The organism is Leifsonia tongyongensis (assembly GCF_010686705.1).
Taxonomy (GTDB): Bacteria; Actinomycetota; Actinomycetes; order Actinomycetales; family Microbacteriaceae; genus Diaminobutyricibacter; species Diaminobutyricibacter tongyongensis.
Window position 1 is genome coordinate 1,030,048 of the sequence record NZ_JAAGWY010000001.1, and the last position, 25,055, is coordinate 1,055,102.

The 25,055-nt window shown below is 65.2% G+C and carries 27 protein-coding genes and 1 pseudogene; 5 read left to right on the plus strand and 23 right to left on the minus strand.

Features of this window, described 5'->3' with window-relative positions; genetic code table 11:
• Positions 1 to 160: 160 nt before the first annotated feature.
• The 14 genes from G3T36_RS04965 to G3T36_RS05030 all read right to left on the minus strand — a co-directional run bounded on the left by G3T36_RS04965 (position 161) and on the right by G3T36_RS05030 (position 12,200).
• Positions 161 to 2,131, minus strand: coding sequence for a bifunctional copper resistance protein CopD/cytochrome c oxidase assembly protein (locus tag G3T36_RS04965; RefSeq protein WP_338031468.1), 1,971 nt, complete (start codon positions 2,129 to 2,131; stop codon positions 161 to 163).
• A 109-nt stretch (positions 2,132 to 2,240) separates the two neighbouring features.
• The gene (locus tag G3T36_RS04970; protein WP_163288412.1) at positions 2,241 to 2,528 is read right to left on the minus strand and encodes an HU family DNA-binding protein; all 288 of its coding nucleotides are present in this window, start codon (positions 2,526 to 2,528) and stop codon (positions 2,241 to 2,243) included.
• Between the two features lie 272 nt (positions 2,529 to 2,800).
• On the minus strand, positions 2,801 to 3,106 hold the full coding sequence (gene rpsN / locus G3T36_RS04975) for a 30S ribosomal protein S14 (RefSeq protein WP_163288414.1): 306 nt from the start codon (positions 3,104 to 3,106) through the stop codon (positions 2,801 to 2,803).
• A gap of 3 nt (positions 3,107 to 3,109) precedes the next feature.
• Positions 3,110 to 3,277 (minus strand): 50S ribosomal protein L33, encoded by a 168-nt coding sequence (gene rpmG / locus G3T36_RS04980; RefSeq protein ID WP_146321261.1) that lies wholly within the window; start codon positions 3,275 to 3,277, stop codon positions 3,110 to 3,112.
• Positions 3,277 to 3,513 carry a 50S ribosomal protein L28 gene (gene rpmB, locus G3T36_RS04985; protein WP_163288416.1) on the minus strand — a complete coding sequence of 79 codons (237 nt, stop codon included), beginning with the start codon at positions 3,511 to 3,513 and terminating at the stop codon, positions 3,277 to 3,279. The genes rpmG and rpmB overlap by 1 nt, the downstream gene beginning before the upstream one ends.
• A 170-nt stretch (positions 3,514 to 3,683) precedes the next feature.
• Positions 3,684 to 4,067: a hypothetical protein gene (locus G3T36_RS04990; protein WP_163288418.1), complete on the minus strand. Its 384-nt coding sequence runs from the start codon at positions 4,065 to 4,067 to the stop codon at positions 3,684 to 3,686.
• Positions 4,068 to 4,164: 97 nt separating this feature from the next.
• Positions 4,165 to 4,560, minus strand: a complete 396-nt coding sequence (locus G3T36_RS04995) for a transcriptional repressor (RefSeq protein ID WP_163289082.1) — start codon at positions 4,558 to 4,560, stop codon at positions 4,165 to 4,167.
• 1 nt (position 4,561) lies between these two features.
• Positions 4,562 to 5,485, minus strand: coding sequence for a metal ABC transporter permease (locus tag G3T36_RS05000; RefSeq protein ID WP_163288420.1), 924 nt, complete (start codon positions 5,483 to 5,485; stop codon positions 4,562 to 4,564).
• A complete protein-coding gene (locus tag G3T36_RS05005) occupies positions 5,482 to 6,366 on the minus strand; it encodes a metal ABC transporter ATP-binding protein (protein ID WP_163288422.1) in 885 nt (294 codons plus the stop codon). The genes G3T36_RS05000 and G3T36_RS05005 overlap by 4 nt, the downstream gene beginning before the upstream one ends.
• Positions 6,367 to 6,389: 23 nt before the next feature.
• Positions 6,390 to 7,295: a metal ABC transporter solute-binding protein, Zn/Mn family gene (locus G3T36_RS05010; protein WP_163288424.1), complete on the minus strand. Its 906-nt coding sequence runs from the start codon at positions 7,293 to 7,295 to the stop codon at positions 6,390 to 6,392.
• Positions 7,296 to 7,351: 56 nt separating this feature from the next.
• Positions 7,352 to 8,755, minus strand: a complete 1,404-nt coding sequence (locus G3T36_RS05015; protein ID WP_163288426.1) for a dihydrolipoamide acetyltransferase family protein — start codon at positions 8,753 to 8,755, stop codon at positions 7,352 to 7,354.
• A gap of 46 nt (positions 8,756 to 8,801) precedes the next feature.
• The gene (locus G3T36_RS05020) at positions 8,802 to 9,953 is read right to left on the minus strand and encodes an alpha-ketoacid dehydrogenase subunit beta (protein ID WP_163288428.1); all 1,152 of its coding nucleotides are present in this window, start codon (positions 9,951 to 9,953) and stop codon (positions 8,802 to 8,804) included.
• Entirely contained in the window at positions 9,950 to 11,074 is a 1,125-nt protein-coding gene (locus tag G3T36_RS05025) for a thiamine pyrophosphate-dependent dehydrogenase E1 component subunit alpha (protein ID WP_163289083.1), read from the minus strand. The genes G3T36_RS05020 and G3T36_RS05025 overlap by 4 nt, the downstream gene beginning before the upstream one ends.
• Positions 11,075 to 11,090: 16 nt before the next feature.
• Positions 11,091 to 12,200, minus strand: a complete 1,110-nt coding sequence (locus tag G3T36_RS05030) for a histidinol-phosphate transaminase (RefSeq protein ID WP_338031469.1) — start codon at positions 12,198 to 12,200, stop codon at positions 11,091 to 11,093.
• Positions 12,201 to 12,281: 81 nt separating this feature from the next.
• On the opposite strand from G3T36_RS05030, the gene G3T36_RS05035 reads away from it, so the two are divergent.
• The 4 genes from G3T36_RS05035 (at position 12,282) to G3T36_RS05050 (ending at position 17,054) form a co-directional block, all read left to right on the plus strand.
• A complete protein-coding gene (locus G3T36_RS05035; protein ID WP_163288430.1) occupies positions 12,282 to 12,671 on the plus strand; it encodes a phage holin family protein in 390 nt (129 codons plus the stop codon).
• 76 nt (positions 12,672 to 12,747) lie between these two features.
• Positions 12,748 to 14,136, plus strand: a complete 1,389-nt coding sequence (gene purB, locus G3T36_RS05040) for an adenylosuccinate lyase (RefSeq protein WP_163288432.1) — start codon at positions 12,748 to 12,750, stop codon at positions 14,134 to 14,136.
• A 194-nt stretch (positions 14,137 to 14,330) separates the two neighbouring features.
• A complete protein-coding gene (locus G3T36_RS05045; RefSeq protein WP_163288434.1) occupies positions 14,331 to 15,620 on the plus strand; it encodes a glycosyltransferase family 4 protein in 1,290 nt (429 codons plus the stop codon).
• 111 nt (positions 15,621 to 15,731) lie between these two features.
• The gene (locus G3T36_RS05050; protein ID WP_163288436.1) at positions 15,732 to 17,054 is read left to right on the plus strand and encodes an O-antigen ligase family protein; all 1,323 of its coding nucleotides are present in this window, start codon (positions 15,732 to 15,734) and stop codon (positions 17,052 to 17,054) included.
• Here the strand turns inward: G3T36_RS05050 and G3T36_RS05055 are convergent.
• From G3T36_RS05055 to G3T36_RS20305, 9 genes and pseudogenes are all read right to left on the minus strand, one after another.
• Complete coding sequence (locus G3T36_RS05055) at positions 17,008 to 17,316, minus strand: hypothetical protein (protein WP_240148251.1); 309 nt, start codon at positions 17,314 to 17,316, stop codon at positions 17,008 to 17,010. The genes G3T36_RS05050 and G3T36_RS05055 overlap by 47 nt on opposite strands.
• Positions 17,313 to 17,900, minus strand: a complete 588-nt coding sequence (locus G3T36_RS20125; RefSeq protein ID WP_163288438.1) for a DUF308 domain-containing protein — start codon at positions 17,898 to 17,900, stop codon at positions 17,313 to 17,315. The genes G3T36_RS05055 and G3T36_RS20125 overlap by 4 nt, the downstream gene beginning before the upstream one ends.
• Before the next feature lie 54 nt (positions 17,901 to 17,954).
• Positions 17,955 to 18,308 (minus strand): hypothetical protein, encoded by a 354-nt coding sequence (locus G3T36_RS05065; RefSeq protein WP_163288440.1) that lies wholly within the window; start codon positions 18,306 to 18,308, stop codon positions 17,955 to 17,957.
• 369 nt (positions 18,309 to 18,677) lie between these two features.
• Positions 18,678 to 18,845 carry a hypothetical protein gene (locus G3T36_RS20235; RefSeq protein WP_420811038.1) on the minus strand — a complete coding sequence of 56 codons (168 nt, stop codon included), beginning with the start codon at positions 18,843 to 18,845 and terminating at the stop codon, positions 18,678 to 18,680.
• Entirely contained in the window at positions 18,842 to 19,732 is an 891-nt protein-coding gene (locus tag G3T36_RS05070) for a carbohydrate ABC transporter permease (RefSeq protein ID WP_163288442.1), read from the minus strand. The genes G3T36_RS20235 and G3T36_RS05070 overlap by 4 nt, the downstream gene beginning before the upstream one ends.
• Positions 19,732 to 20,604 carry an ABC transporter permease subunit gene (locus tag G3T36_RS05075; RefSeq protein ID WP_163288444.1) on the minus strand — a complete coding sequence of 291 codons (873 nt, stop codon included), beginning with the start codon at positions 20,602 to 20,604 and terminating at the stop codon, positions 19,732 to 19,734. The genes G3T36_RS05070 and G3T36_RS05075 overlap by 1 nt, the downstream gene beginning before the upstream one ends.
• A gap of 65 nt (positions 20,605 to 20,669) precedes the next feature.
• The gene (locus G3T36_RS05080; protein ID WP_163288446.1) at positions 20,670 to 21,815 is read right to left on the minus strand and encodes an extracellular solute-binding protein; all 1,146 of its coding nucleotides are present in this window, start codon (positions 21,813 to 21,815) and stop codon (positions 20,670 to 20,672) included.
• A 107-nt stretch (positions 21,816 to 21,922) separates the two neighbouring features.
• On the minus strand, positions 21,923 to 23,341 hold the full coding sequence (locus tag G3T36_RS05085; protein WP_491047481.1) for a glycoside hydrolase family 2 protein: 1,419 nt from the start codon (positions 23,339 to 23,341) through the stop codon (positions 21,923 to 21,925).
• A gap of 72 nt (positions 23,342 to 23,413) precedes the next feature.
• Positions 23,414 to 23,791 (minus strand): annotated as a pseudogene (locus tag G3T36_RS20305) (beta-galactosidase); the annotation flags it as partial.
• Between the two features lie 92 nt (positions 23,792 to 23,883).
• Between G3T36_RS20305 and G3T36_RS05090 the strand changes: the two are divergent.
• Complete coding sequence (locus G3T36_RS05090; RefSeq protein ID WP_163289087.1) at positions 23,884 to 24,879, plus strand: substrate-binding domain-containing protein; 996 nt, start codon at positions 23,884 to 23,886, stop codon at positions 24,877 to 24,879.
• Positions 24,880 to 25,055: the final 176 nt, after the last annotated feature.

Consider the following 25,055-nt stretch of genomic DNA (forward strand, 5'->3'; position numbering starts at 1 on the left):
CCGCCGCACTCGTTGTTGTCCGCCGCACGTCGTGCCCCTCGCCGCACTCGTTGTCGCCCGCCGCACTCGTTGTCGCTCGCCGCACTCGTACAACGACGTGCGCTGGGACGAAACGAGTGCGCGAGCCAACCGCACTCGCGACGCCGGCCGACGACTGCGGTCAGCGCGAGCTGTGGTCGTGCTCGGCCAGTCGGGCCAGTCGCTCGTTGTACGCGTTGAGCTCGGCTTCGCCCGTGCGATCGGCGTTCCGATCGCTACGTTTGGTCTCTTTCGCGTCGCTCCGGCTCCACTGGATGGCGACGACGATGGCGAGGATGACGGTCGGGATCTCGCCGATGCTCCACGCGATCCCCCCGCCGGTCTGCTGGTCGGCGAGCGGGGTCTGCCCCCAGGTTCGGCCCATCGCGCCGAACCAGTCGGCGAGGAGGAGGCCCGACGAGGTGATGAGGCTCAGCCCGAAGAACGCGTGGAAGGCCATGGTGCCGAGCAGCAGCACGAGCCGGAACGGGTAGGGCAGTCGGTAGGGGACAGGGTCGATTCCGATGAGGGACTGGACGAACAGGTATCCGGTGATCAGGAAGTGGATGATCATCCACTCGTGACCGATGTGGTCGGTCGTCGCCCACCGGAAGAGCGGCGTGTAGTAGAACGCCCAGAGCGACCCGGCGAACAGGACCGCCGCGACGATCGGGTTGGTCAGGAAGGCGGCGACGCGCGAGTGCACGGCCAGCATGATCCACTCACGCGGGCCCCGCGAGCCGTCCGCGCGTTTGCGTATCGTCCTGAGCGCGAGCGTGATGGGGGCGCCCGGCACGAGAAGCAGCGGCACCATCATCGTGAGCACCATGTGGGCGAGCATGTGCGACGAGAACAAGTACTTCTCGTACACGTTCACTCCGCCGGACGTGATGTAGAACAGCAGGACGATCCCGGCGATCCACAGGATCGTCCGGTGAATGGGCCAGCGGTCGCCGCGTTTCGCGAGCCTGCGCACGCCGGCGAGGTAGAAGAAGACGGCGAAGGCGCACCCGATCACCCACACCAGGTCGACGTTCCAGCTCGTGACGTAGCTGGCCGCGGTAAGGGCCGGAGGCAGCTTCTCGCCGGTGAGGATCTCGGCGGGCGTCGGCGCCGCTCCCAGCTTCTCGGCGACCGGCGTCGCCGTACGGGCCAGTGCCGCAGCGACTCCGGATGCGATTCCCATGAACGCCAGTTCGGCCGTCACCAGCCACCAGAAAGCGCCTCGCTTCGAGCCCGATCGCAGCCGCCCGATCAGGTAGCGCCGCTGGGCGACACCGAACACGCCCAGGGCGACGAGCGCGGCCACCTTGACCAGCACCAGGATGCCGTAGGGCGTGGCGAGCTTGTCGAGCGTGCCGATGCGGAGTTCTGCGCTCACGTAGCCTGACGCCGCCACCACCACGAAGCAGACGATGGCGAGAGTCGAGTACCGCTCGATGACCGGCACCAGTCGACCGCCGTCGAGTGTCGTGCGGATGAGGACGACGGTGAGCAGGCCGCCCAGCCAGATCGCCGCGAAGGCGATGTGCAGGCCGAGTGCCGTGATGGCCGCGTCGTGTCCGGCGGTACCGGCCGCGTGGCCCTGCTGTGCCATCGGCAGGAGGGACAGCAGGGCGAGCGCAGTGACGAACGCGAGCGCCGTCTGGTTGCGGACGGCGAAGCAGAGCACGGTCACGGCCGCCGCTATGAGCGTCGTTCCGAGCCACGCCTGGCCGAGCGAAACGCTCGTCACGAAAGAGCTCAGGCCGTCGGTGAACGTCTGGTCGAGGGAGAACGGGATGCCCGTCACACTCACGAAGGTCAGGAGCCCCGTGATCGCGCTGGCCACCGTCATCACCGCCGCCGATGCGGCAGCGACGTCAAGGGAGCGATTGAACTCGGGCTGGCGGGGGGACAGCGCGAAGCACACGAGAAGGAGCGCACCGATCATACCCGCAGCGCTCAGGTTGACGATGAGCTTCGCGGCCGGGAGCCCATAGCGAACGAGCGCGCCCGGGTCGGCGAGCAGGGGCGCGGCCGCCCCGCCACCGAAGGCGAGGGCCGCGAACAGAGCGAGAAATGCCACCACCACGAGCACGACGGGACCGGCTACGCGGAGAACTCTGGGCACTGATCAAGACTATGTCGTGCGCGCTGTGAGCAGGCACACAAGGAGCCTGCTGTGAATATGCGAGGAGGGGGACGCCGACCTGCGGCGCCCCCCTCGTCGAAAGCGGAGACTACTTGACTGCGGCCTTGAGCTTCGAGCCGGCGGTCAGCTTGACGCGGTGGCCGGCCGGGATGGCGATCTCGGCACCGGTCTGGGGGTTGCGGCCCGTGCGTGCGGCGGTCTCGGTGCGCTCGGCGGCGAGCCAGCCCGGGATGGTCACCTTGCCACCGTTTGCCACGGTGTCCGCGACAGTGGCGAAGAATGCGTCGAGCACGCCACCGACGGCGGCCTGGCTCTGACCGGATGCAGCGGCGACTGCGGCAACGAGCTCGGTCTTGTTCAGCGACTTGTCAGCCATTGAGTGTCCTCCTCGGACCTTTTTGCTGTATTACAGCTTTCTAGTGGAACGGTTGAGGCCACGAAGGGCCATTACGTCTGGTCGGTTTGACCGCCTTGAATGTATCAGAAACCCGCGTGTTTTCGCGGATTTGCGGGCTTTTTCAGCAATCTCTACGCGTGTTGCGAACACGCGGCCACGGGTTCATCCGCCGGCGCGAACGACAAAGGGGGCGTCCGACCGAAGTCGGACGCCCCCTTTGAGTGAACTGGTGCGTCTACCAGTCGTGCTGACTACCAGCTCGACTTGGTGATGCCGGGCAGCTCGCCACGGTGGGCCATGTCGCGGAAACGAACCCGCGAAATGCCGAACTTGCTGAGGTTTCCGCGGGGACGACCGTCGACGGCGTCGCGGTTGCGCACACGCACCGGGGACGCGTTGCGGGGGAGCTTCTGCAGGCCGACACGGGCGGCTTCGCGGGACTCGTCGGTTCCGTTGGGGTCGACGAGCGCCTTCTTCAGCTCCAGTCGCTTGGCGGCGTAGCGGTCGACGACCACCTTGCGCTGCTCATTGCGGGCGATCTTGCTCTTCTTGGCCATGGTCTAGCGCTCCTCTCGGAACTCGACGTGCTTACGCACGATGGGGTCGTACTTCTTGAGCACGAGACGGTCGGGGTCGTTGCGGCGGTTCTTCTTGGTCACGTACGTGTAGCCCGTGCCAGCCGTCGAACGAAGCTTGATGATCGGACGGATGTCCTGCTGCTTTGCCATTAGATCTTCTCCCCACGGGCCAGGATGTCCTTGACGACGGACTCGATGCCACGGACGTCGATGACCTTGATGCCCTTGGCGCTGACGGTGAGCGTGACGTTACGGCGAAGCGACGGAACGTAGTACGTCTTCTTCTGAACGTTCGGGTCGAAACGACGCTTGGTGCGCCGGTGCGAGTGCGAAATGTTGTGACCGAAGCCGGGAACCGCTCCAGTCACCTGGCAGGTTGCTGCCATGGTTTTCCTCCAATACCGCGGAGCAGGAGTGCTCCGCCCAAGATCCCTTGTCGGCACGCACAACACACCTGCTCGCGAAAGTAAGTGGATTGACGCACGATCCGAGTGGGAGAGGCCCACTCAGCCAAACATCAATACTACGTTGAAGAGCTGCGCACCTGCAAACCGAGTCAGGATCCCGCGGCGGATGCACCACCGAACGCCCGGTTCGCGATCGCCTGCACGTCCCGGTCGAGTACATCGATGCGCGAGTCGAGAGCGTCGATGCGGACTCCGATCCGGGCATCCAGTGCGTCGATTCGCTCCGTGAGCCGCACCTCGAGCGCCTCGAACCGATGGTCGATCATCTCGAATCGACGGTCGATCAACTCGAACCGGTAGTCGAGCCCCGTGAACCGCGCTTCGATCCGCTGGTCGAGCGCGTCTATCTGGTCGAGCACCCGGCCGATCGACTGCTGCAACAGGTTTGTTGCAAAGCGGGCCATCAGGCCGCACGTCCCGATCAGAGTTGCCGCCAGCACTCCGATTACCGTCCATGTCTGAGCTTCCGTCACTGTCATCACCTTTCCACCGTGCCACATCGACGTTTCGACGGTAGGGCGGTCAGGACGATCGACCCCGGCGAAGGTGGATATCTGTGGACAGATCGGCTCAGGCCGGAATTGTGGAGGAGCAGTTGGCGCACAGTCCGAACACGTCGACCACGTGCTGCGCCTCGGTGAAGCCGTGCGAGGCGGCGGCGGCCTTGGCCCACTGCTCCACCGCATCCGCTTCGATCTCCACCGTGAGCCCGCAGTTGCGGCAGATCAGGTGATGGTGGTGACCGGTCGTGCACGCGCGGTACAGGCTCTCCCCGTCCGGGGACTGCAGCGAGTCCGCGTCTCCCTCCGACGCGAGGTCGGCGAGAGCCCGGTAGACGGTGGCGAGGCCGATCGGCGAACCCGCCTCGTGCAGGTTCATGTGGAGGCCCTGCGCGCTGATGAAGCCTTCCGTCGAGGTCAGCGCCTCGCGGACGGCTTCGCGTTGCCAGGTGTTGCGCTTCACGATCTCAGGCTAGCTCTTTCTGGAGGTCCCGAGCCGGACGCCCGGCCTCCGTCAGGGCCCCGGAACGCTGAGGGCGTGCGCGGCGTGTGGAACGCCGCCCGCCGACGATCCGGCACACGACGTAGATGACGAACGAGATGGTCGTCACGTACGGACTGATCGGCAGCGATCCGCCCAGGGCGAGCATGATCCCGCCCACCACGGAGACCAGGGCGAACACCACGCTCAGCACGGGCACCGCGAGCGGTGACGACGAGATCCGCATCGCCGCCGCGGCGGGCGTCACGAGCAGGGACAACACGAGGAGCGCACCGACGATCTGGATCGAGACCGCGACGGCGAGCCCGAGCAGCACCATGAACGCCAGCGAGACGAACCGCACCGGAACCCCGCGCGACGCCGCCACGTCCGCATCCAGGCTGTCGAAGCTCAGCGGCCGCCACATCACGAGGAGCCCCACCAGCACGAGCGCGCTGATGGCGATCAGCCAACCGAGCTGCGGGTCGTCAACGGACACGATCTGGCCGGTCAGCAGACCGAACTTGTTCGCGCTTCTGCCCGGGTACAGCGCGAGGAAGAGGATGCCGAGACCCAGCCCGAAGGGCATGAGGACCGCGATGATCGAGTTGCGGTCGCGCGCTCTCGCCCCGAGGATCCCGATCAGCACGGCAGCGATCAGGGATCCGGCGAGCGAGCCGATGACGACGTTCACCCCGAACAGGAGGGCGGCGGATGCTCCCGCGAACGACAGCTCGCTGATCCCGTGTACCGCGAACGCCATGTCGCGCTGCATCACGAACACACCGATCAGGCCCCCGATGACCCCGAGGACGGCGCCGGCGAGGATCGAGTTGTGCACGAGCGCGAGCAGTTCGCCGTAGTTGGCGAAGTCGAACAGCTGCGACCAGAGGTCGGGTGTGGCGGTCATGCGACGGGCTCCCGGTATTCGGACGGTTCGGGATGCCCACCACGCACATGATCATGGTGATCGTGTGTCTCCGCATCCGGGATCCCGACGACCACGATCCTGCCGCGGCTTCGGATCACATCGACTGGCGTGCCGTACAGGTCGGTGAGCACATCGCTGCGGAGCACCTCATCGGGGGTGCCCTCGCGGAATCGGCCGCCGGCCAGGTAGAGCACCTTGTCGACCATCCCGAGCACCGGGTTCACATCGTGTGTGACGAACACGACCGCGCTGCCGTGCTCCCGCCGCCTGCGGTCGATCAGCTCACTGACTCCGCGTTGGTGCTGCAGGTCGAGCGAGAGCAGCGGCTCGTCGCAGAGCAGCAGGGCGGGGTCGCCGGCGAGCGCCTGGCCCACGCGGAGCCTCTGCTGCTCACCGCCCGACAGGTTGCCGACGGGGACGTCCGCGTAGCGCCGTGCACCGACCGCGTCGATCAGGAGCTCGGTCTGCCGGCGGTCGTCCTTCGTCGGGAACGGCAGTCCCCAGCGGTGCCCGTTGACGCCGAGGGCGACCAGGTCGCGGGCGCGCATCGGCGTGCCGGCGGCGATCAGCTTCTGCTGCGGGATGTAGCCGATGCGCCGATCGCCCGCACGAACCTCGTGCCCGTCGAACTCGATCGTGCCGGCGTCCAGTCTCTGCTGCCCGAGGATCGCCTTGAGCAGACTGGTCTTGCCCGACCCGTTCGGCCCGAGGACGGCGACGAATTCGCCTGCGTGCACGTCGAGCGAGAGGCCACTCCAGAGGGTGCGATCGCCGAAACCGAGGTCCGCGTCGCGCAAGCGGAGCACGACGGGTCTCTCCGACGGCGCAGGGACGAGGTCGAGTGGTTCGGAGTCCGTCATGATTCGTGCCTCACTGTCCGTGCTCATTTGCCAAGGGCTGCGGCGATGGCGTCGAGGTTGCCGCTCATCCAGCCGATGAAGTCCTTGCCCGGCGGGAGTGTCTCGGTCACCGGCACGACCGGCACATTGGCGCTCTTCGCTGCCGTGATGACCTTGTCGGTCTCGGGACCACTCGTCTGCGCGTTGTAGGCGAGCAGCTTCACCGCGCCGCCACGGAAAAGGTCGACCGTGCTCTTGAGCACGGCGGGGGAGACGTCCGTGCCCTGTTCGATCGCGTGGCTGAACGCCGGGGGCGTCTTGTCGACGAGTCCGATCGCGTCGAGCATGTACAGCGGTACGGGCTCTGTGATGGCAACCCCTTCGCCCGCGTATTTCGTCTTGAGCGCGGCCTCCCGCGACTGCAATGCCGTGAGTTTCGCCGTGAACGCGGCGGCGTTCGCCGTGAACGTGGCCGCCTTCGACGGGTCGGCTTTACCGAGTTGCGTTGCGTACGTGTCCGCGAACTTCGCGACAGTGGGCAGGTCGTACCAGACGTGCTCGTTGAGGTCACCGTTCGCGTCGGGCTTCTTGCCCGAGATGTCGACCACGTTGAGGACCGTTGCCTTCGTATGAGCGGCCTTCATCATCGTGCCCATGAAGTCGTCGTAGCCACCGCCGTTCTCGATGATGATCGCGGCTTTGGAGAGGGCCAGCTGATTCTGCGCGCTGGCCTCGAACGAGTGGGGATCCTGCGCCGGGTTGGTGATCAAGGCGGTCACAGCGACCGCGTCACCGCCGATGGTCGCGGCGATGTCGCCGTAGACGTTGGTGCTTGCGACGACCGGGATGGTTCCGGATGCGGTCGCCCCGGTTCCGGATGCGCCCGCTGAGCATCCCGCCAGCAGGAGCGTTGAGACGGTGGCGACGACGAAGACGAGTGATCTGGGCACTCCATGAATTTAGCCCTAATTGATAATGATTGTCAAAACCATCATCAACACCGTGCCTAATCGAGCAGGAGCGCAGGCTCCTCGATGATCGCCGCGACGTCCGCGAGGAAGCGGCTCGCCACATCCCCGTCCACGATCCGGTGGTCGAACGAGGCGCCGAGCGTCGTGACCATGCGCGGCCGCACCTCGCCGTCGACGACCCACGGCTTCTGCTTGATCGTGCCGAGCGCGACGATGCCCACTTCGCCCGGGTTCAGGATCGGCGTACCCGTGTCCATGCCGAACACTCCGACGTTCGTGATCGTGATCGTGCCGCCGGCCATGTCCGCCGGCTGGGTGCGTCCGTCGCGGGCAGTGAGCGTCAGCCGTTCGAGCGCCCCCGCAAGCTCGAGCAGCGACATCGCCTGCGCTTCCTTCACGTTCGGCACGATCAGCCCGCGCGGGGTCGCCGCCGCGATACCCAGGTTCACATAGTGGTGGACGATGATCTCCTCATCGGTCCACGTGGAGTTCACCGTTGGGTTGCGGCGCACCGCCCAGATCATCGCCTTCGCCATGATGAGCAGTGGCGACACTTTGACTCCGGCGAAGTCGGGCGAGTTCTTGAGGCGCTTGACGAACTCCATCGTGCGGGTCGCATCCACATCCACGAACAGGCTGACGTGCGGTGCCGTGAACGCGCTCGAGACCATCGCCTGCGCGATCGCCTTGCGGACACCCTTCACGGGGATGCGCTCCTCGCGTGCATCCGGCCACTCCGGTGTCTGGATGTTGCGGAACACGCTCGCCTGGGTGGCTTCGCGCAGCACGTCGTCGCGGGTGATGTCGCCGATCGGACCGGTCGCCGTGACCACCGCGAGGTCGACGCCCAGGTCTTTGGCCAGCTTCCGGATGGGCGGCTTGGCGATCACGGGAACCGACGAGGCGGGCGCCGTGGCGGCTTCCGGCCGCGCCGGGACGTGCTGGGTCGGCTGAGCGGCGTGGGTGCCGTGCTGCGTGGTCGCTCCCGGCGCCTCGACGACCGGGATGGCGGCGGTCCCCGGATGCGTCACCCGGCGGCGCCTGCTCGTCACGTGTCCCGTGCTGCCGTAGCCGACGAGCGGCGCAGGTTTGTCGTCCGTCTCGTGCGAGACGCTCGCGGCGGTGTCGGCCGCGGCCTCGTCGACCTCAGGGGTCGAGCCGTGCGCCGGCGCGCCGAGCGAGACGCCCGCATCCGCCGAACTCGACGAGACGGTGATGATCGGAGTCCCCACGTCGACCGTCTGCCCTTCGGACACCAGCAGTTCGCCGACCGTCCCTGCGAACGGCGACGGCAGCTCGACCAGCGACTTCGCCGTCTCGATCTCCACGAGAACCTGATTGACCGATACCGTGTCGCCAGGCGCCACCTTCCATTCGACGATCTCCGCCTCGGTCAGGCCTTCGCCGACGTCGGGGAGGAGGAACTTCGATTCGCTCATGCTGCAGCTTCTTTCGGTCGGTTCGCCCGGGATGCCCGTGTGCGGGTCAGTATGCGAGGCTTCGGTCCACGGCCTCGAGCACCCGGTCGGCGTCGGGGAGGAACATGCTCTCGACCTTCGACGGCGGGTACGGGGTGTCCCAGCCGGAGACGCGGATCACCGGGGCCTCGAGGAAATAGAAGGCCTTCTCGGCCACCGTCGCGGCGATCTCGGATCCGACACTCACGTTTCCGTACGCCTCCTGCACCACGACGAGCCGGCCGGTCTTGCGCACCGAGTCGAGCACGGGCCCGTAGTCGATCGGCGCGAGCGACCGAAGGTCGATGACCTCGAGGCTCGTCCCCTCCTCGGCAGCGAGTTCGGCCGCATGCAGGAGGGTCGACAGGATGGCGCCGTGCCCGACGACGGTCACATCGGTGCCGACCCGGGCGACGCGGCTGGCGTGCAGCGGGGCGACGCTGTCGGTGAGGTCGATCTCGCCCTTGATGAAGTAGCGGCTCTTCGGCTCGAAGAAGAGCACAGGGTCGTCGGATGCGATCGCTTCCTGGATCATCCAGTAGGCGTCGTGCGAGTTGCTCGGGCTGACGACCCGCAGGCCGGGCGTGTGCGCGAAGTACGCCTCGGGGCTCTCGGAGTGGTGCTCGATCGAGCCGATGTGGCCGCCGTATGGCACCCGGATCACGATCGGCATCGTGATCGTGCCTTCGTGCCGGTTGCGCATCCGCGAGAGCTGCGTGGTGATCTGGTCGAACGCCGGGAAGATGAACCCGTCGAACTGGATCTCGCACACGGGGCGGTAGCCGCGCATGGCCAGACCGATGGCGGCTCCGAGGATGCCCGACTCGGCAAGCGGTGTGTCGAGCACACGGTTCGGGCCGAACTCGGCGTGGAGCCCTTCGGTGACGCGGTAGACGCCGCCGAGCGGGCCGATGTCCTCACCCATGAGCAGGACCTTGGGGTCGTTCGCGAGGGCGTCGTGGAGGCCTTTGTTGATGGCCTTGCCGAGAGGGAGCGTCACGACGGGGCTGGACGGGGCGACCGATGCGGGCTCGGGCTGGGGCTCGGGCTCGGGGGATGCGGCGGCCGGCTCGGCGGATGCGGGCTCGGGCTCGGGCTCATCCGCGTCCTCCACGACTTCGGCGTCCTCGACGATCTCGGCCTCCTCGATCACCGGGTAGCTCGGGTTCAGGTCGCTCATGCGCGCTCCTCATCGAAGGACGCCTCGTAGCGCTGCGCCCATTCCTTCTGTTCGGCGATCAGCGGATGCGGCTCCGAGTACACGTGGTCGAAGATCACGTCCATCGGCGGGGGAGTGACCTCGAGAAGCCGGCGGCGCGCATCCGCCGCAATGTCGGCCGCTTCCTCGTCGACCGAAGCGAAGAACGCGTCACCGACACCCAGGTCCGAGAGGTAGGTGCGGTAGCGGGCGATCGGATCGCGCGCGATCCACGACTGCAGCTCCTCCTCCGTCCGGTATTTCGTCGGGTCGTCCGCCGTCGTGTGGGCGCCGACACGATAGGTGAGCGCCTCGATGAGCGCGGGTCCGTAACCGGCGCGGGCGTCATCCATCCATTTCGACGTGACGGCGAAGCTGGCCAACACGTCGTTTCCGTCGACGCGGGTGCCGGGGATGCCGAAGCCGCTGCCGCGCAGATAGAGAGGGGTGCGCGACTGGCGTTCGACCGGCACGGAGATCGCCCACTGGTTGTTCTGGAGGAAGAAGACCTGCGGGGTCCGGTAGCTCGCAGCGAAGACGAGCGCCTCGCTGACGTCGCCCTGCGAGGACGCACCGTCGCCGAAGTAGACGATGACGGCTTCGTCGGTCTCGGGGTCGCCCGTCCCGGTCTTGCCGTCGAACTGGATGCCCATCGCGTAGCCGGTGGAGTGAAGGCTCTGCGTGCCGAGCACCAGGGAGTACAGGTGGAAGTTGCCGTTCTCGGCGGGATTCCACCCGCCGAGGGTGACACCGCGCAGCATGCGGAGGATGTTGACCGGGTCGAGGCCACGGATCATTCCGACGACGTGCTCGCGGTACGACGGGAAGATGTGGTCCTGGGGGCGGGTGGCGTAGGCCGATCCCACCTGCGCGGCCTCCTGGCCGTGGCTGGGAACCCAGAGCGCGAGCTGCCCCTGTCGCTGCAGGTTCGCCGACTCGTGGTCGAACCTGCGGACCACGGCCATGTCGCGGTAAAACCGGCGGTAGTCGTCCTCGGTCAGCCGTTCGAGGTACGGCACGTACTCCGCTGCGGATTCGCTCGGCTGGAACCGCCCCTCCGGGGTCAGGAGTTGTACGAACGGCGCTGGGCGCGGGGATTCCATCGAGGCAGCCACCGTACTAACCTAACCGCTTGGCCGGATGCCCATTTGGTAGGTTCTGCACAATATCTCCCGCAACTTGAAGGAGTTTGTCGACAGACGCGGCTTCGCCGACGCTGATCCGGATGCCCTCAGGCGGGAAGGCGCGCACGGTCAGGCCCGCGTCGAAGAAGGCATCGTTCGCGGACTCGGTCTCTTCTCCGGTCGCGAGCCAGACGAAGTTGCCCTGCGCCTCCGGCACGACCCAGCCCTGCTCGATGAGACGGGCACGCAGGTCATCGCGCACCATCGCGATCCTCGCCACTCGCTCCATCAGCTCGTCCTCGAGGTCGATCGAAGCGAGGGCGGCGACCTGGGCGGCATCGGTCACCGACAGCGGGATGGCGGCGGAGCGTGCCGCATCCAGGATGCGCTCCGGCCCCACGGCGTAGCCGATCCGGAGCGCCGCCAGCCCGTATGCCTTCGAGAACGTGCGGAGCACGACCAGGTTGGGGTAGAGGGAGAGGAGAGGGATGCCGTCCACGCTCGACGTGTTCGTCACGAATTCGTAGTAGGCCTCGTCGAGCAGCACGAGGAGGTCGCGGGGGACCTTCTCCATGAACGCCTCGAAGTCGCCCGCAGTGACGATCGTGCCGGTGGGGTTGTTCGGGGTGCACACGATGACGACGCGCGTGCGGTCGGTGATGGCGGCCGCCATCGCGTCCAGGTCGTGGCTGCCGTCGGCGCGGTTCGGCACGCGGATGCTCGTCGCGCCCGCGACCGTCACCAGCCCCGGGTAGGCCTCGAACGAGCGCCAGGAGTAGACGACCTTGTCGCCAGGTCCTGCGGCCGCGGAGATGAGCTGGGAGAGCAAGGAGACGGAGCCGCTGCCGAGGTGGACCTGCCCGACCTCGACACCGTGGCGCTCGGCCAGTCGGCCCCGGAGGGCGAGGCCACCCGCGTTCGGGTACCGGTTGAGGTCGGCGAGAACCGCTGCGACGGCATCCACCACGCCGGGAAGCGGCGCGTAGGGATTCTCGTTGCTCGACAGCTTGAAGCCGTCCGCGGGAGCGGGACGCCCCTGCTTGTAGGCGGCCACGGACACGATCTCCGGGCGCAGCTTCACGCCCGGCAGCTCAGAGTTACTCACAGGTCCAACTTAGCGGCGTCCACATTCCACAGCGGGAATTACTTCCTCGACCACCGCGACCCGCACTGCCATAGTGGTCCCATGAGATTCCTCCTCAAGCTCATCATCAATGCGCTGGCTCTCTGGTTCACCACGTTCATCGTGCATGGTGTCACGGTCAAGCCGTACGCGCCCGGCCAGCTGCCGACCCTCCTCACCTACCTGCTGATCGCGCTGATCTTCGGGGTGGTCAACGGCATCCTGGGCACGTTCATCCGTATTGTCGCGTTCCCGCTCTACGTGCTGACGCTCGGGCTGCTCGCACTCGTGGTGAACGCTCTGCTACTTCTCCTCGTCGCGTGGATCAGCAGCCTGCTGGGCTTCGGGCTCTACATCGACGGGTTCTGGGCGGGGTTCTGGGGTGCGCTGGTGCTCTCGATCATCTCCTGGCTCATCGGGCTGATCTTCCGCCCGGTCACGCGCTCTCGCTGACGCTGGGTCGAGCGCGGAAAGGCTTCAGGCATTCTGCGGAAGAATGGGTACTGTCGTCCCGTTCGCAAGGAGCCCCATGACCGCCCTGCCTCCCCAGCCGCTCAGCCCTCTCGACGGCCGCTACCGTTCCGCGGTGGTCGGCCTCGGCGACTACCTCTCCGAGGCGGGGCTCAACCGCGCACGCGTGCAGGTCGAAGTGGAATGGCTGATCTATCTCACGGGGCACCGGATGTTCGGCTCGTCCCCCCTCACCGCCGAGCAGATCGCCTCCCTGCGCGCCCTTGCAGACGACTTCGGCCAGCCCGAGATCGATCGGCTCGCCGAACTCGAGGCGAGCACGAAGCATGACGTGAAGGCCGTCGAGTACCTGGTGCGGGAACGGCTTCACGCACTCGGGCTCGACGACATCGCCGAACTCACGCATTTCGCCGCGACGAGCGAAGACATCAACAACCTGGCGTACGCGCTCACGGTGAGCGCGGCCATCCACCAGGTCTGGCTGCCCAAGTTCCGCGCCGTCATTGCCGAACTGCGGGCGCAGGCCCACCAGTATCGCGACGACGCGATGCTCGCGCGCACCCACGGGCAGCCGGCGACACCCACGACCATGGGCAAAGAGCTCGCGGTCTTCGCCTACCGGCTCGAGCGTGTGCAGCTCCAGATCGCCGGCACGGAATTCCTCGGCAAGTTCAGCGGCGCGACCGGCACGTTCGCCGCGCACCTCGTCGCCGATCCCGAGGCCGACTGGCAGCAGATCTCACAGGAGTTCGTCACGAGCCTCGGCCTCGACTGGAACCCGCTCACCACCCAGATCGAATCCCACGACTGGCAGGCCGAGCTCTACAACCGGATCGCGCACGCCAACCGCATCCTTCACAACCTGGCCACCGACATCTGGACCTACATCTCGCTCGGCTACTTCCGCCAGATTCCCGAACCGGGAGCGACCGGCTCGTCGACGATGCCACACAAGGTGAACCCGATCCGGTTCGAGAACGCCGAGGCCAACCTCGAACTCAGCTCCGCCCTGCTCGACTCGCTCGCCGCCACACTCGTCACCAGCCGCTTGCAGCGCGATCTGACCGACTCCACGACGCAGCGCAACATCGGCGTTGCACTGGGGCATTCGCTGCTCGCGCTCGACAACATCCAGCGCGGTCTCGGCCAGATCGACCTCGACCGCGACCTGCTGGCCGCCGACCTCGACGCGAACTGGGAGATCCTCGGCGAGGCCATCCAGACGGTCATCCGCGCTGAGGTTTCGGCCGGACGCTCGTCGATCGCCGACCCGTACGCGCTGCTCAAGGAGCTCACCCGCGGCAAACGCATCGGCCGCGACGACCTCGTCGAGTTCGTTCAGCGGCTCGATATCGGCGCGGCGGCGAAGGAGCGGCTGCTGGAGCTCACGCCGGGCACCTACATCGGCGTCGCTCCGCGACTCGTCGACCACCTCGGCCGCGCGTAACTGCGCGCTGGAGCTATAAGGATCGCATGCGATCCCGCGACGCCAGCGCGTAGCGGCCCCGAATCGTCTCGGAAAATCGCGTTATCGATTCTCGCGTTGAGCGTCCTTTCTCGGTGAAGAGAAGGGGAATCCCATCGCGCCCTGTGAGAACGCATAGCCATGAATCCATTCGTGCCGACGGTCAAGACCGTTGTATGAGCGGCGAACGCGATCCGGGCGCATTGCCCTTCACCGTGGCTGCTCCCCGAAGTCGCGGCGAGGTGGTCGCCGTGGTCTGCGACTACGGCCTTGACTTCGTGGGCGGGGCGCAGACGGCGATGCTCTCGGAGTGTCGCAGCCTCGTCGCCGCCGGCGCCCGCGTCGTGCTCGTCGTGCCCAACCATGCTCCTCCGGCCATGACCGCGGGCCTGCACGTTCATGCACTACCCGCATTCCGGATTCCGTTCACCGGGCTGCCCCTGTTCGCGAACGGTCGACGCCTCAGGTCCCGCCTGTCTTCGCTGTTCCGGCGCGAAGGCGTGACCTCCGTTCACGCCCATTCCGAGTTCGGACTCGCTGTTGCAGGGCTCGAGGTCGCGCGCGAGCTCGGCCTCCCCTCAGTGATGACTGTGCACACGTTCTTCTGGCGGGGCCCGTTCCGCTGGTTCGCTCGACCCATCGCCACGCTGGCCCGCTGGTTTCTAGGTGCGCTCACCCGGCAGCGAGTCGGAGTGCCGACGGCGACCGGCGACCCGATCGGGGATGTCCTGCGCGGCGTCACAACGAACGCGACTGTCCTCGCCGACATCGTGATCTCGCCGTCACAACACCAGGCGGAGGCCCTGCGCGCCGCCGGTACGAGCAACGTCAGGGTCCTCCCGAACACAGTTCTTCATCCCCCTGCCTCTCTCCCGAGGCCGGCACGCGCGACCATCCCCGTCACCGGCCCGCTCCGGCTGCTCTGGATCGGGCGGTGCGCGCCCGAGAAGCGTCTCATTCCGTTCGTAGAGGCGAGCGTCCTCGCTTTCGACACGCTTTCTGAAGGCGCACTGACCGTCGACATCGTCGGGGATGGCCCTGACCTCCCCCGGGCCCGAGCACTTGCCGCGAGGGCGAGAGCGATCCGCTTCCATGGCTCCGTTCCGAACGCAGACGTGCACGACCTCATCCGCGAATCGCACGTCGTAGCACTGACGTCCGACGGGTTCGACAACCAGCCGATGGTTGTCGTTGAAGCACTGAGAGAGGGCCGCGGCATACTCTACGTCGACCGACGCCTCACGGAAGGCCTGGACGTCGCAGGCATTCTCGCCCCGGCAGGCCCGGCCGGAATGGCCGAAACCATTGAGCGACTCTGTCTGGAACGCGACATCGTCGTGACTGCCGGTGCCGCGGCGCGGAAGGCTTTCGCCGCGTTCGAGCCCGATTACCACGCCACTGCTGTTCTCAGCATGTACGAGGCCGCCCGCTCACACCTGCTCACGCGGAGACGGGCCGGGGGGTGATGTCATGATCCGGATCTTCCTCGCTGCCATCCAGGGGTTCCTGCTTCTGCCGATTCTTTTGTCGGCGGTTCTCCTCCAGCGTGCGTTGGAGCGTAGCCGGCGTCGCCCGTGATGGCCGACCACCGGCCACGCCTGCTGCGTGCGTTCGCTGCGTTCACGTTCTTCACAGGGTGGGCAGGCGACTTCTGGCGCGGTCTCGGCGGATGGATCCTGTTCGGAGTCATCGCGGCGATCGTCGTCGGCGTCGGGGTCTGGATTGCGTGGCAAGCGCCCAGGCGACTGCCCGTACCGTGGACCCTCATCGTCTATTCATGCGTGCTCGCGCTGTCGATCGTCTGGTCCTCATATCCGGTCGTGACTGCGGCTGCGGCTGCCATCCAGGTGGCCATCGTCGTCGTCGCCGTCGGGCTCGCGTCGACCCTGACCATAGCCGAGCTCGTCAACGCAGCAACCAGCGCCTTGCGCTGGATCGTCGGACTGTCGATTGTTTTCGAACTGATCGTCGCTGTGATCATCCGTCGCCCCATCCTTCCGGCCTATCTCGCAGGAACGATCGATCCACCGACAGTGCTCTACTGGTCCCGGGACGAGCTGTTCGGCTCGGGCAAGATTCAGGGCATCACCGGAAACTCAAGCCTGCTGGCAATGGTTGCCCTCCTGCTCGCGATTGTGAGCGTCCTGCGCATCGTGCATTCACGTGTCCGACGTGTACAAGCCATCGCGTGGTTCGGAGTTGCCCTTGCCACGATGCTGCTCACCCGGGCCGCAACCGTCCTGATCGCATCAGTCGTCGTCGCCGTGGTCGCCGGAGTCCTCGTGCTCTGGTCCACGCACCGAGGATGGGCGGTGACCTCGCTCGCGGCCGGCGTCCTCGGCAGCGCGGCTGTCAGTTGCACAGAACCACTCCGATCTGCGCTCCTGGACGTGTTCGGTAAATCATCGGACTTGACCGGCCGCGCTGAGATCTGGGCGGCTGTCTGGCGGTATGTCGAACAGCGCCCCATCACCGGCTGGGGATGGTCGGGGTACTGGGCGCCGTGGGCTGAACCCCTCGGAACGATCGCTCGACGCAACGGCGTTCAGGTTCTGCATGCTCACAACGCATGGCTCGACGTCTGGTTGCAGGTCGGGATATTCGGGCTCCTCGCCTTCGCCATGATGATCAGCGCGAACATCACGGCGACGATCAAGCATGCGGAACACGTTCCCTGCAGCCCGCTCGTCCGGCTGACTCCGATACTCTTCCTGGTCGCTGCCCTCGTCCAAAGCCTCACCGAGAGCCGCCTGCTGATCGAAGGGGGTGCCTTCACCGCTATCGTGTTCTGGCTCGCAGCGAAGCGCACGCTGGTCGCGCATCCCGAGGTGTCCGAAGGAAACCCCCGTGGTGTCAGTGCGTGGAGTCGTCGCCCCGGTTCTGCTCCTCGAGGTCGCTGACCTCTTCGGCGTTCGGCTTGAACGCGAGCGAGAACATCGCGAGGCCCACGAGAGCCACGATGAAGGCGATGCCGAGGAAGATCGAGGCGAGCAGCAGCTGCCGCGTCGACATGAGCACGACCAGCCCCACGAAGACGGCGAGGATCGCCGAGATGACGAGCAACTCGACCGGCCGGAAGCGGTCTTTGCGGGTGGGCTGGTGCACGTTGCCGGGGGCAGCGGGCGCATTTGCGGGCACGTTCGAATCCTTCTTGCGGCTCATGATCCGCTCTCCATGGGGTGCTCGGTGGCCGACGCATGCTGTGCCGCCCACTTGAGCGAGAATCCCCCGATACCGAGGTAGACGCCGACGATCACGGCATAAGCACCGAACAGTCCGACCGCGAGAACGGAATCCGAGGGGATGAGTAGGAACACGATAGCGAGCACTGCTGTGAAGCCGCCGACGATCATCCAGTCGCGTGCCGATGGGTCTTTCGACCGGCTGCGTACCCCGCAGTAGAGCTCGATGAATCCGGTGAGAGCCGCCCACACGCTGACAAGGTAGAGGAAGAGCCCCAGGCCGCTGCCTGAGAGCGTAAGCGCCAGCACCCCGGCGATCACGCCGACGATGCCGTGAAGGACGAAAAGACGTCGCAGCGTGCGGTCGGCGACCGTGCGCAGACTCAGGATGCCCACCAGCAGCCCTTCCACGACTGCGTAGGCGCCGAACACGAGGAGCCCGAACGTGGCGGAGTGGTTCGCGCTGAACGTGACGACAGCGGCTGCGACCAGCGCTACCACCGCCCGCGCCACGGGAACGGTCCAATACCCTGAAGACTTCTGGGTGATGGGGGCGGCTGCCACTCGGCGACCTCTTTCGTTGGGCGGTGGAACCTCCCCAGTTTAGTCGGCCCCCGATCAGTCGGCGCTGCCTGCGCGTTCCCCGCTTGCCTCATCCCGCACGATCGCGGCCGGCACCGTCGCAGCCGGCACGGTCGCAGCCGGTACCCTCGCCGACGGGAGAAGATTCTTCGCCAGGTAGAACATCACGACGCTGGCGCCGATCAGTGCCGCTCCGATGAACGGCGCCGTCCGGTTCACGGCGTTGAGCAGGTCCATCCAGATGCCGAGCATCGCCTGATCGAGCGGATTGGAGCCTTGCCCGTTCGTCGTCGCGAACATGATGCCTTGCACCGCGTAGTCCAGGACCAGGCCGCCGGCGATGAGGCCGATGCCCCACCACAGAACCACTTTCGGGCGTAGTCGTGACATGGGCGCTCAATCTCCTTCATCGGAGTGACGTGGACAGTTCTGTCCCACCCTAGGGGTGTTTGTGTGAACGACCGCGTAAATCGTCGCTGCGAGCCGTGCGATTTTGCGGGGTGCCAGATATCTTGTCGCCTCCATGGTCCAAACTCTTTGTCGCTCCGAACAGATCACGGCCGCCGTGGTTCCGGCGTCAATCTCGTGCTGATCGGAAAGATCGCGGTCGCGAGGAGCATCGGCCGAGGGGACGGTAAGGACACCAAACCTGGGACCTCGTCCTTCTTGCGGGTTGCTCATGGTCACAGTGTGCGGCGACGATCGGAGGACGCGCCGGCACTAAACGGGTGAGCGAGACCCTCCTGCGACCCTTCCGGACTAGTGCTCACACGCGTGCAAGCCCTCCCGGGGAACGAAGATCCGCATGACCGATGGCCCTCGGTTCGCCCAGAGAGCGTAGGGGATGGCGACCAGCCGCACCTCATCGCTACCCCAGCGCCGACGTTCGCGGGGGCGGAGGGTAAAGAAGCCCTGAGCGTGCTCTATTTTCCGGAACCGACAGCGATGCCCGCGACCACATACTTCTGCAGGACGAGGAACACCACGAAGAGGGGAATGACCCCGAGCACAAGGGTGGGGAGGAGTTCTGAGGTGCTGAACGAGTGAGTTCCGATCGTCGCGTAGACGGCGAGCGTCACGGTCTGCTTGTCGTTCGACGACAGCAGGATCAGGGGCAGGATCAGGTCGTTCCACACCTGGAGGACGATGAAGATCGAGAGCGTGGCGGTGGCAGGACGCAGCAGCGGGAAGACCACTCTGAGATAGGTCCGGATGATTCCGCATCCGTCAACCGCTGCGGCTTCCTCGAGTTCTGGCGGAACGGTGCGGAGGAAGCCTGCATAGAAGAACACGGCGAACGGCAGGGTCAGGGCACTGTAGGCGAGGATGACGCCGAGGTAGCTGTCCAGCAGGTGCAGTTGCTGCATGATCTGGTACAGCGGGGTGATGACGACGAAGATCGGGATCGTCAAGCCTGCGACGAAGATCTGGTATGCCGTCCGTGTCCATTTGCGGGTGTAGCGGACGATTCCCCACGCTGCCAGTGACGCAGTGAAGATCGTCAGGACAGCTGTACCCCCGGTGATGATGAGGGTGTTCATGACGCTGCGCGGGTAGTTCATGTTGACGAAGGCGTCGACGTAGTTCTGCCACTGGGGGTGGAGTGGAAGTGCGAATGGATTGACCTGGGAGTCGGCGCCTGTCTTCAGCGAGACAGCGACCATGATGTAGATGGGCAGCAGCGTCAACAGGGTGAAGGCCACCAAGAGCGCCGACGCGGTCACTGTCGAAATGCGGCGGCGGATACGCCCGGATCGAACGCCCTGCCGCGGCAGGGCACGCACCGATGGTTCGGATGCCTGGGTGATTGCCATTAGACGTTGACCTCCCGCCGACGGAGCAATGTGGCCTGGGTCACGCCCACGATCACCGTCAAGAGTAGAAGCGCGACGGCCAGCGTCGTGCCGTATGCGAATTGGAAGCTCGAGAAGCTGGCCTGGTAGATGGAAAGGCTCAGGGTCTGGGTGGCACCGTCCGGGCCGCCCTGGGTCATGATGAACGGAAGGTCGAAGACGCGCAGGGATCCGATGACCGACAAGGTGATATTGATCGTCAGTGATGGCGCCAGAAGCGCCCAGTCGATATTCCAGAAGCGTTTCCAGCCCCGTGCCCCATCAAGCTGCGCGGCTTCCATCAGGCTGGGATCGATGGCCAGGTAGTTCGCGAGGAAGATCGTCGCCGCGTAACCCGTGTACATCCAGATGTACACGAAGGCGATCGACATCAACGCAGTGTTCGGGTCGCCCAGCCAGACCTGCTCGAGGGAATGGAGCCCGAGCGCATCCATGACCAGGTCGAGTGGGCCGCCGAGCGGGGAGTAGATGAAGGACCAGAGGTAGCCGACGGCGACGAACGCCATCATCGAGGGAAGAAGCAGGCCCGCCCTGACGAAGTTCCGGACCAGCTGCAGCTTGTGAAGCCAGTAGGCGACGAACAGGGCGATGGTGTTCTGCACGACGACGACAACGATCGTGTACACGAATGTATTGATCAATGCGCGCGCGATCGTGGGGTCCTTGAACATCTGAATGTAATTGGCCAGACCCACGAAGTTGCCACCAGAAGGGCCCACGGCATCGGTGAAACTCAACTCAACGCCCCGGATCAGCGGGTAGAGAACGAACGCGGCGAACAGCAGCGCGGCGGGCAGGATGAGCAACGCGGCGTTGCGTCCTCTGATGAGCACGGTGTCTCTTTCCGTTTGGTACCGGTGGGGCGTCAGCGATAGTGCGTGACGCCCCACCGCGCTAACTAGTGGGTCTTCGGAATCGTCTGGTCGAGCTTGGAGAGCAGGCTCGAGTTCGACTGGCTGGGATCGTTGAAGAGGGACGTTCCAACATCCCAGAACTTCGCCTCCGAGTTCGGGAACTGGATGAACTCGATCGGTGACGGAGTCGTGCGGTTGTCGTTGAAGGCCTCGACGAAGGCTGTCGCCTTCGGCATCGTCGGGCTCGGAACGTTCGAGAGGGTCGAGAACGAGTTCTCCGCCGCCAGGTAAGCCCCGTCGTTCGCCGGCTCGGTCATGAACGCCACGTACTCCTCAGCAGCCTTCTTGTTCTGTGAAGCGGCGTTGACGCCCCAGCCCGATCCGACGAAGGTGAAGCTCTTCGGCTTGGTGCCAGCGTCACCGCCGGGCACGGGGTTCAGCGAGAAGTCGAACTTCGCCTGCTTCTGGATCGTGCTGAGCTCCCACGCACCCATGATGGTGTAGGCCCACTTGCCGTCTATGAACTGGCCGTTGCCGACATTGAACGGCTCGATGCCGTTCATGAGCTTGCCGTTGACCGAACCGTCGGTCAGAAGTGTCCTCATCCGGTCGAAGACGGGCCCGAAGGCAGGGTTCCAGGTCGAGTCGCCCTTGTCATACTTTGAACCCCAGCTGTTGTCGACGAGACTTGCTGCCAGCGTCATCGAAAGCTGTTCGCTCGTCCAGCCACCCTGGTTGGCGAGGAGCAGGCCCGGCTGTCCGGCACCCTTGAGCTTCTTGAGCGAGTCGACGAACTCCGGCCACGTCTGCGGAACCTGATCGATTCCAGCCTTCTTCAGGATGTCGAGGTTGGCATACATGCCGATCGGGATGTTCTGCTGGGTGAAGGCGTAGGTCTTGCCGTTCACCTGACCGAACGGCGCAACGTTGGGAAGGAGGTTGCCGACCCACGGCTGGCTGCTGAGGTCTTCCAGGTAGCCCTGCTTGACCCACTGCTGCACGCGGGTCGGATTCGTCATCAGCACATCGGCTGCCGTGCCCGAGGCCAGACGCGTGTTGTTGTACTGGTCGTACTCTGTGTTCGAAACGTACTTGTAGTCGAGCTTGACGTTCGGGTACTTCTTCTCGAACGCTTTGTTCAGCTGTGCGAGGTCCGCCGGCTCCGTACTCGAGCCTTCGAATCCGACCACGGTCAGCGTGCCTTTGCCGGAATCTCCAATTTCGTGAACTTCATTTCACTCCTTTGTGCGTTGGCTGCGGACACCACAGGTTATGTGCTGTCCGCGAGGGTTTCTGCCTAGTCGCTAGGCTCCGTCGAGCTGAGGTGCAGGACGGGCGATCCGAGCTCGATTGCAGCCGGACGATTTTGGATGGCGCGAATCCGAGCAAGGTCGAATTTGGGCCGCCGGTCGAAGGTGAAGACGCCGTTCTTCTCTTGGAAGACATCGGTTAGTTGTGTGAAGCAGTAGCCGAACATTCCCGGGTCGGACAGGAGCGCGGAAAAGAGCCCATCCGCCCGCTGGTACCACTCCTCGGTCGTTCGGGGCGCGTCGCCATATCCCCAGGACTCGGTGCCCGGGCCGTCGGTGGTCGACCACCAGATCCCACCGAACTCGCTACAGAAGTACGGCTGGCCCCGATAGGGCACCGACCATACTGTTCCATCCGGGGCTGTGTTCACATAGGGTTTCCCGTCGGCGAGTCCGTCCATCTCCTGGGCGAACGTCACGGGATCTTGTTCGTAGTTGTGCGAGTCGTAGACATCCGCGCCGTCGACGCGATGCGAATAGCCAGATGCATCGACAACGGGCCGATAGGTGTCGATGGCCTTGGTCACCCGGTACATCGCGTGAGTGACATCGTCGAGAACCGTGATCTCGTCTGTCAGCGGTTCGAACGTCTCGTTGAGCGGGCACCAGCCGACAATCGCAGGATGCGAGTAGTCGCGCTCGAGCACTTCGACCCACTGGGCGACGAAGGAAGGCGTCGGCGTCTGCTTGCCCGAAACCCGGGCTCCCCAGTCGGCGAATTCGCCCCACACGAGGTAGCCGAGCCTATCCGCGTGATACAGGAATCGTTCTTCGAACACCTTCTGGTGCAGCCTTGCGCCGTTGAAGCCGGCATCCTGCGCGAGCTCGATGTCTCGGATCAGGTCGGCTTCAGTCGGCGCCGTCATGAGACCGTCCGGATACCAGCCCTGGTCGAGGACCAGTCGCTGGAAGAGCGGCTCGCCGTTCAAGAGCATCCGTTTGCCATCGATCGCGATCGATCGCAGTCCGGCGTAACTGGATGCCCGGTCAATCACGCGGCCCTGGGCTCGCAGGACGAAATCGATGTCATACAGGTGAGGTTCGGCCGGCGACCAGCTTCGCCGGCGATCGGCGGGGATCGGGAGAATGAGGTCGGCAACAGACCCCGAACCGGGTCGAATCGTTCTCCTGGCGATCTCAGCGCCGCTATCGCGGAGCACGACCTCGAGTTCGACCCCTTCGGTCGGGCCGATGAGAGGAACTTCGACGCGGAACTCCCCTTCGTACAGGTTGGGGGTGATTCGTGGCCTCGAGAGACGCGTCGCCTCCACCGGTTCAAGCCAGACGGTCTGCCAGATCCCTGTCGTCCGCGTGTAATACGCCTCGTAGTTCTCCGAGCGGTCCGACTGCTTCCCGCGAGCCTGAGGGACGCCGTGCTCGTCCTGAGCGCGAACGAGGATGATCACGGGTCCGTCATCGTTGATTGCATCTGTGATGTCGAACTCGAACGGCGTGAAGCCACCCCGATGCCGGCCGACCTCCCTTCCGTTCGCCCAGACCGTCGTGTCGTGGTCACAGGCCTGAAAATGAAGGAGAACCCGCATTCCCTCCCAAGCGACCGGAATATCTACAGCCCGGCGATACCAAACCGTCTCGAGGAAGTCCTGGATGCCGACACCCGACAACTCGGACTCTGGCGCGAACGGGACCATGATCGCCGAATCGAGGCTCCGGCCTTCGAAGTGGGCAGGTTTGCGGAGACCCTTGCGATCGATCTCGAATTCCCACTCGCCATTGAGACACAGCCAATCGGCCCTAGCGAATTGAGGCCGGGGGTATTCGGCGCGCGGCACCCAAGGAGCGACGACCTCAGTCTCGACATCTGAATTTGTCGTTTGCCTCGATGCAATGTCCATGATGGAGGAGCATATAAGTATGATTGCATCAATGCAAGCCGGACCATTCTGAACGCCGGTCACACCTGAACAGCAAAACCAAAGGGGATGCCGTGGCAACTCGTCGCGAGGTCGCAGAAGCTGCGAATGTCTCCGTCCGCACCGTATCCAACGTGGTCAACGGGTTCCCCACCATCGCCCCGGAGACACGCGCCCGCGTCTTGCGCGCGATCGAGGAAATGGACTATCGCCCCAGCAAGATCGCGCGCATCCTCAAACGCGGCCGATCGGGATTGGTTGCTCTGGTGCTCCCGGAACTGGACACACCCTACTTTGCCGAATTGACCCGAGCGTTCGTCGAGCTCGGAGGCGAACGCGGATTCACCGTCATCATCGACCAGACCGACGGCGACCCTCAGCGAGAGCTCGAACTCATCAATCAATCCGACCACGGAACGCTCTTCGACGGTGTCATCGTCAGCCCACTCGGTCTTGCTGACACCGACGCAGACGCGATCTCGTCAGAGCGGCCAGTGGTATTTCTCGGTGAGGAGACACACCCCGGCTTCGACCACGTACGGATTGATAACTTCGCCGCAGCGCGCGAAGCCACCGCCCATCTACTCGACTCCGGGCGACGCAAAGTTGCCGCACTCGGCGCCCAAAGAACGCTGGTCCGATCGAGCAGTATTCGACTGCTGGGCTATCGGCAAGCCCTTGAGGACGCCGGCGTCGCTTTCGATCCTGACCTGATCGGATACGTCGAGGAATTCCGCCGGCCTGATGGTGCCGCGGCAATGGCACGGCTTCTCGATGGGCCGACAGTCCCCGACGCCGTGTTCTGCTTCTCCGACCCGCTTGCGCTGGGCGCGATGAGAACTCTGCACGAGCGAGGATTGCGCATCCCTGAAGACGTCGCACTCGTCGGCTTCGACGATATCGAGGACGGCCACTTCAGCTTCCCGACCCTCTCAAGCATTAGCCCGGACAAATCATTCATCGCCTCCCGCGCACTGGAACTGCTTTCGGCACACATCGACGGCACGGCGGTCAAGCCAGGGGAATACCTCGCCCCACACCGTCTTGTCGTTCGCGAAAGCTCTGTGTAACGCCCCAAACGGATGGCGAAGGGAATGGCCCTGCGTTTTGGATGAGGTCTAGGAGCATCTCATCGACACACCCCAGCTCTCGGCGAGAGAGACCTCGATCGGGTGAGGCGGCGGCGGATGCTCGGCGCGAACGAAGGTGCGGGCCATTCGCGTTCCCGATCACCGGCGATTGCCAA

Bases quoted from the DNA above. Each gene is read 5' to 3' on its own strand.
- G3T36_RS04970 (WP_163288412.1), bottom strand. From the start codon at position 2,528: ATGGCTGACAAGTCGCTGAACAAGACCGAGCTCGTTGCCGCAGTCGCC.
- rpsN (WP_163288414.1), bottom strand. From the start codon at position 3,106: ATGGCCAAGAAGAGCAAGATCGCCCGCAATGAGCAGCGCAAGGTGGTC.
- rpmG (WP_146321261.1), bottom strand. From the start codon at position 3,277: ATGGCAAAGCAGCAGGACATCCGTCCGATCATCAAGCTTCGTTCGACG.
- rpmB (WP_163288416.1), bottom strand. From the start codon at position 3,513: ATGGCAGCAACCTGCCAGGTGACTGGAGCGGTTCCCGGCTTCGGTCAC.
- G3T36_RS05000 (WP_163288420.1), bottom strand. From the start codon at position 5,485: ATGACCGCCACACCCGACCTCTGGTCGCAGCTGTTCGACTTCGCCAAC.
- G3T36_RS05005 (WP_163288422.1), bottom strand. From the start codon at position 6,366: ATGACGGACTCCGAACCACTCGACCTCGTCCCTGCGCCGTCGGAGAGA.
- G3T36_RS05015 (WP_163288426.1), bottom strand. From the start codon at position 8,755: ATGAGCGAATCGAAGTTCCTCCTCCCCGACGTCGGCGAAGGCCTGACC.
- G3T36_RS05020 (WP_163288428.1), bottom strand. From the start codon at position 9,953: ATGAGCGACCTGAACCCGAGCTACCCGGTGATCGAGGAGGCCGAGATC.
- G3T36_RS05025 (WP_163289083.1), bottom strand. From the start codon at position 11,074: ATGGAATCCCCGCGCCCAGCGCCGTTCGTACAACTCCTGACCCCGGAG.
- G3T36_RS05035 (WP_163288430.1), top strand. From the start codon at position 12,282: ATGAGATTCCTCCTCAAGCTCATCATCAATGCGCTGGCTCTCTGGTTC.
- purB (WP_163288432.1), top strand. From the start codon at position 12,748: ATGACCGCCCTGCCTCCCCAGCCGCTCAGCCCTCTCGACGGCCGCTAC.
- G3T36_RS05045 (WP_163288434.1), top strand. From the start codon at position 14,331: ATGAGCGGCGAACGCGATCCGGGCGCATTGCCCTTCACCGTGGCTGCT.
- G3T36_RS05050 (WP_163288436.1), top strand. From the start codon at position 15,732: ATGGCCGACCACCGGCCACGCCTGCTGCGTGCGTTCGCTGCGTTCACG.
- G3T36_RS05055 (WP_240148251.1), bottom strand. From the start codon at position 17,316: ATGAGCCGCAAGAAGGATTCGAACGTGCCCGCAAATGCGCCCGCTGCC.
- G3T36_RS05065 (WP_163288440.1), bottom strand. From the start codon at position 18,308: ATGTCACGACTACGCCCGAAAGTGGTTCTGTGGTGGGGCATCGGCCTC.
- G3T36_RS05070 (WP_163288442.1), bottom strand. From the start codon at position 19,732: ATGGCAATCACCCAGGCATCCGAACCATCGGTGCGTGCCCTGCCGCGG.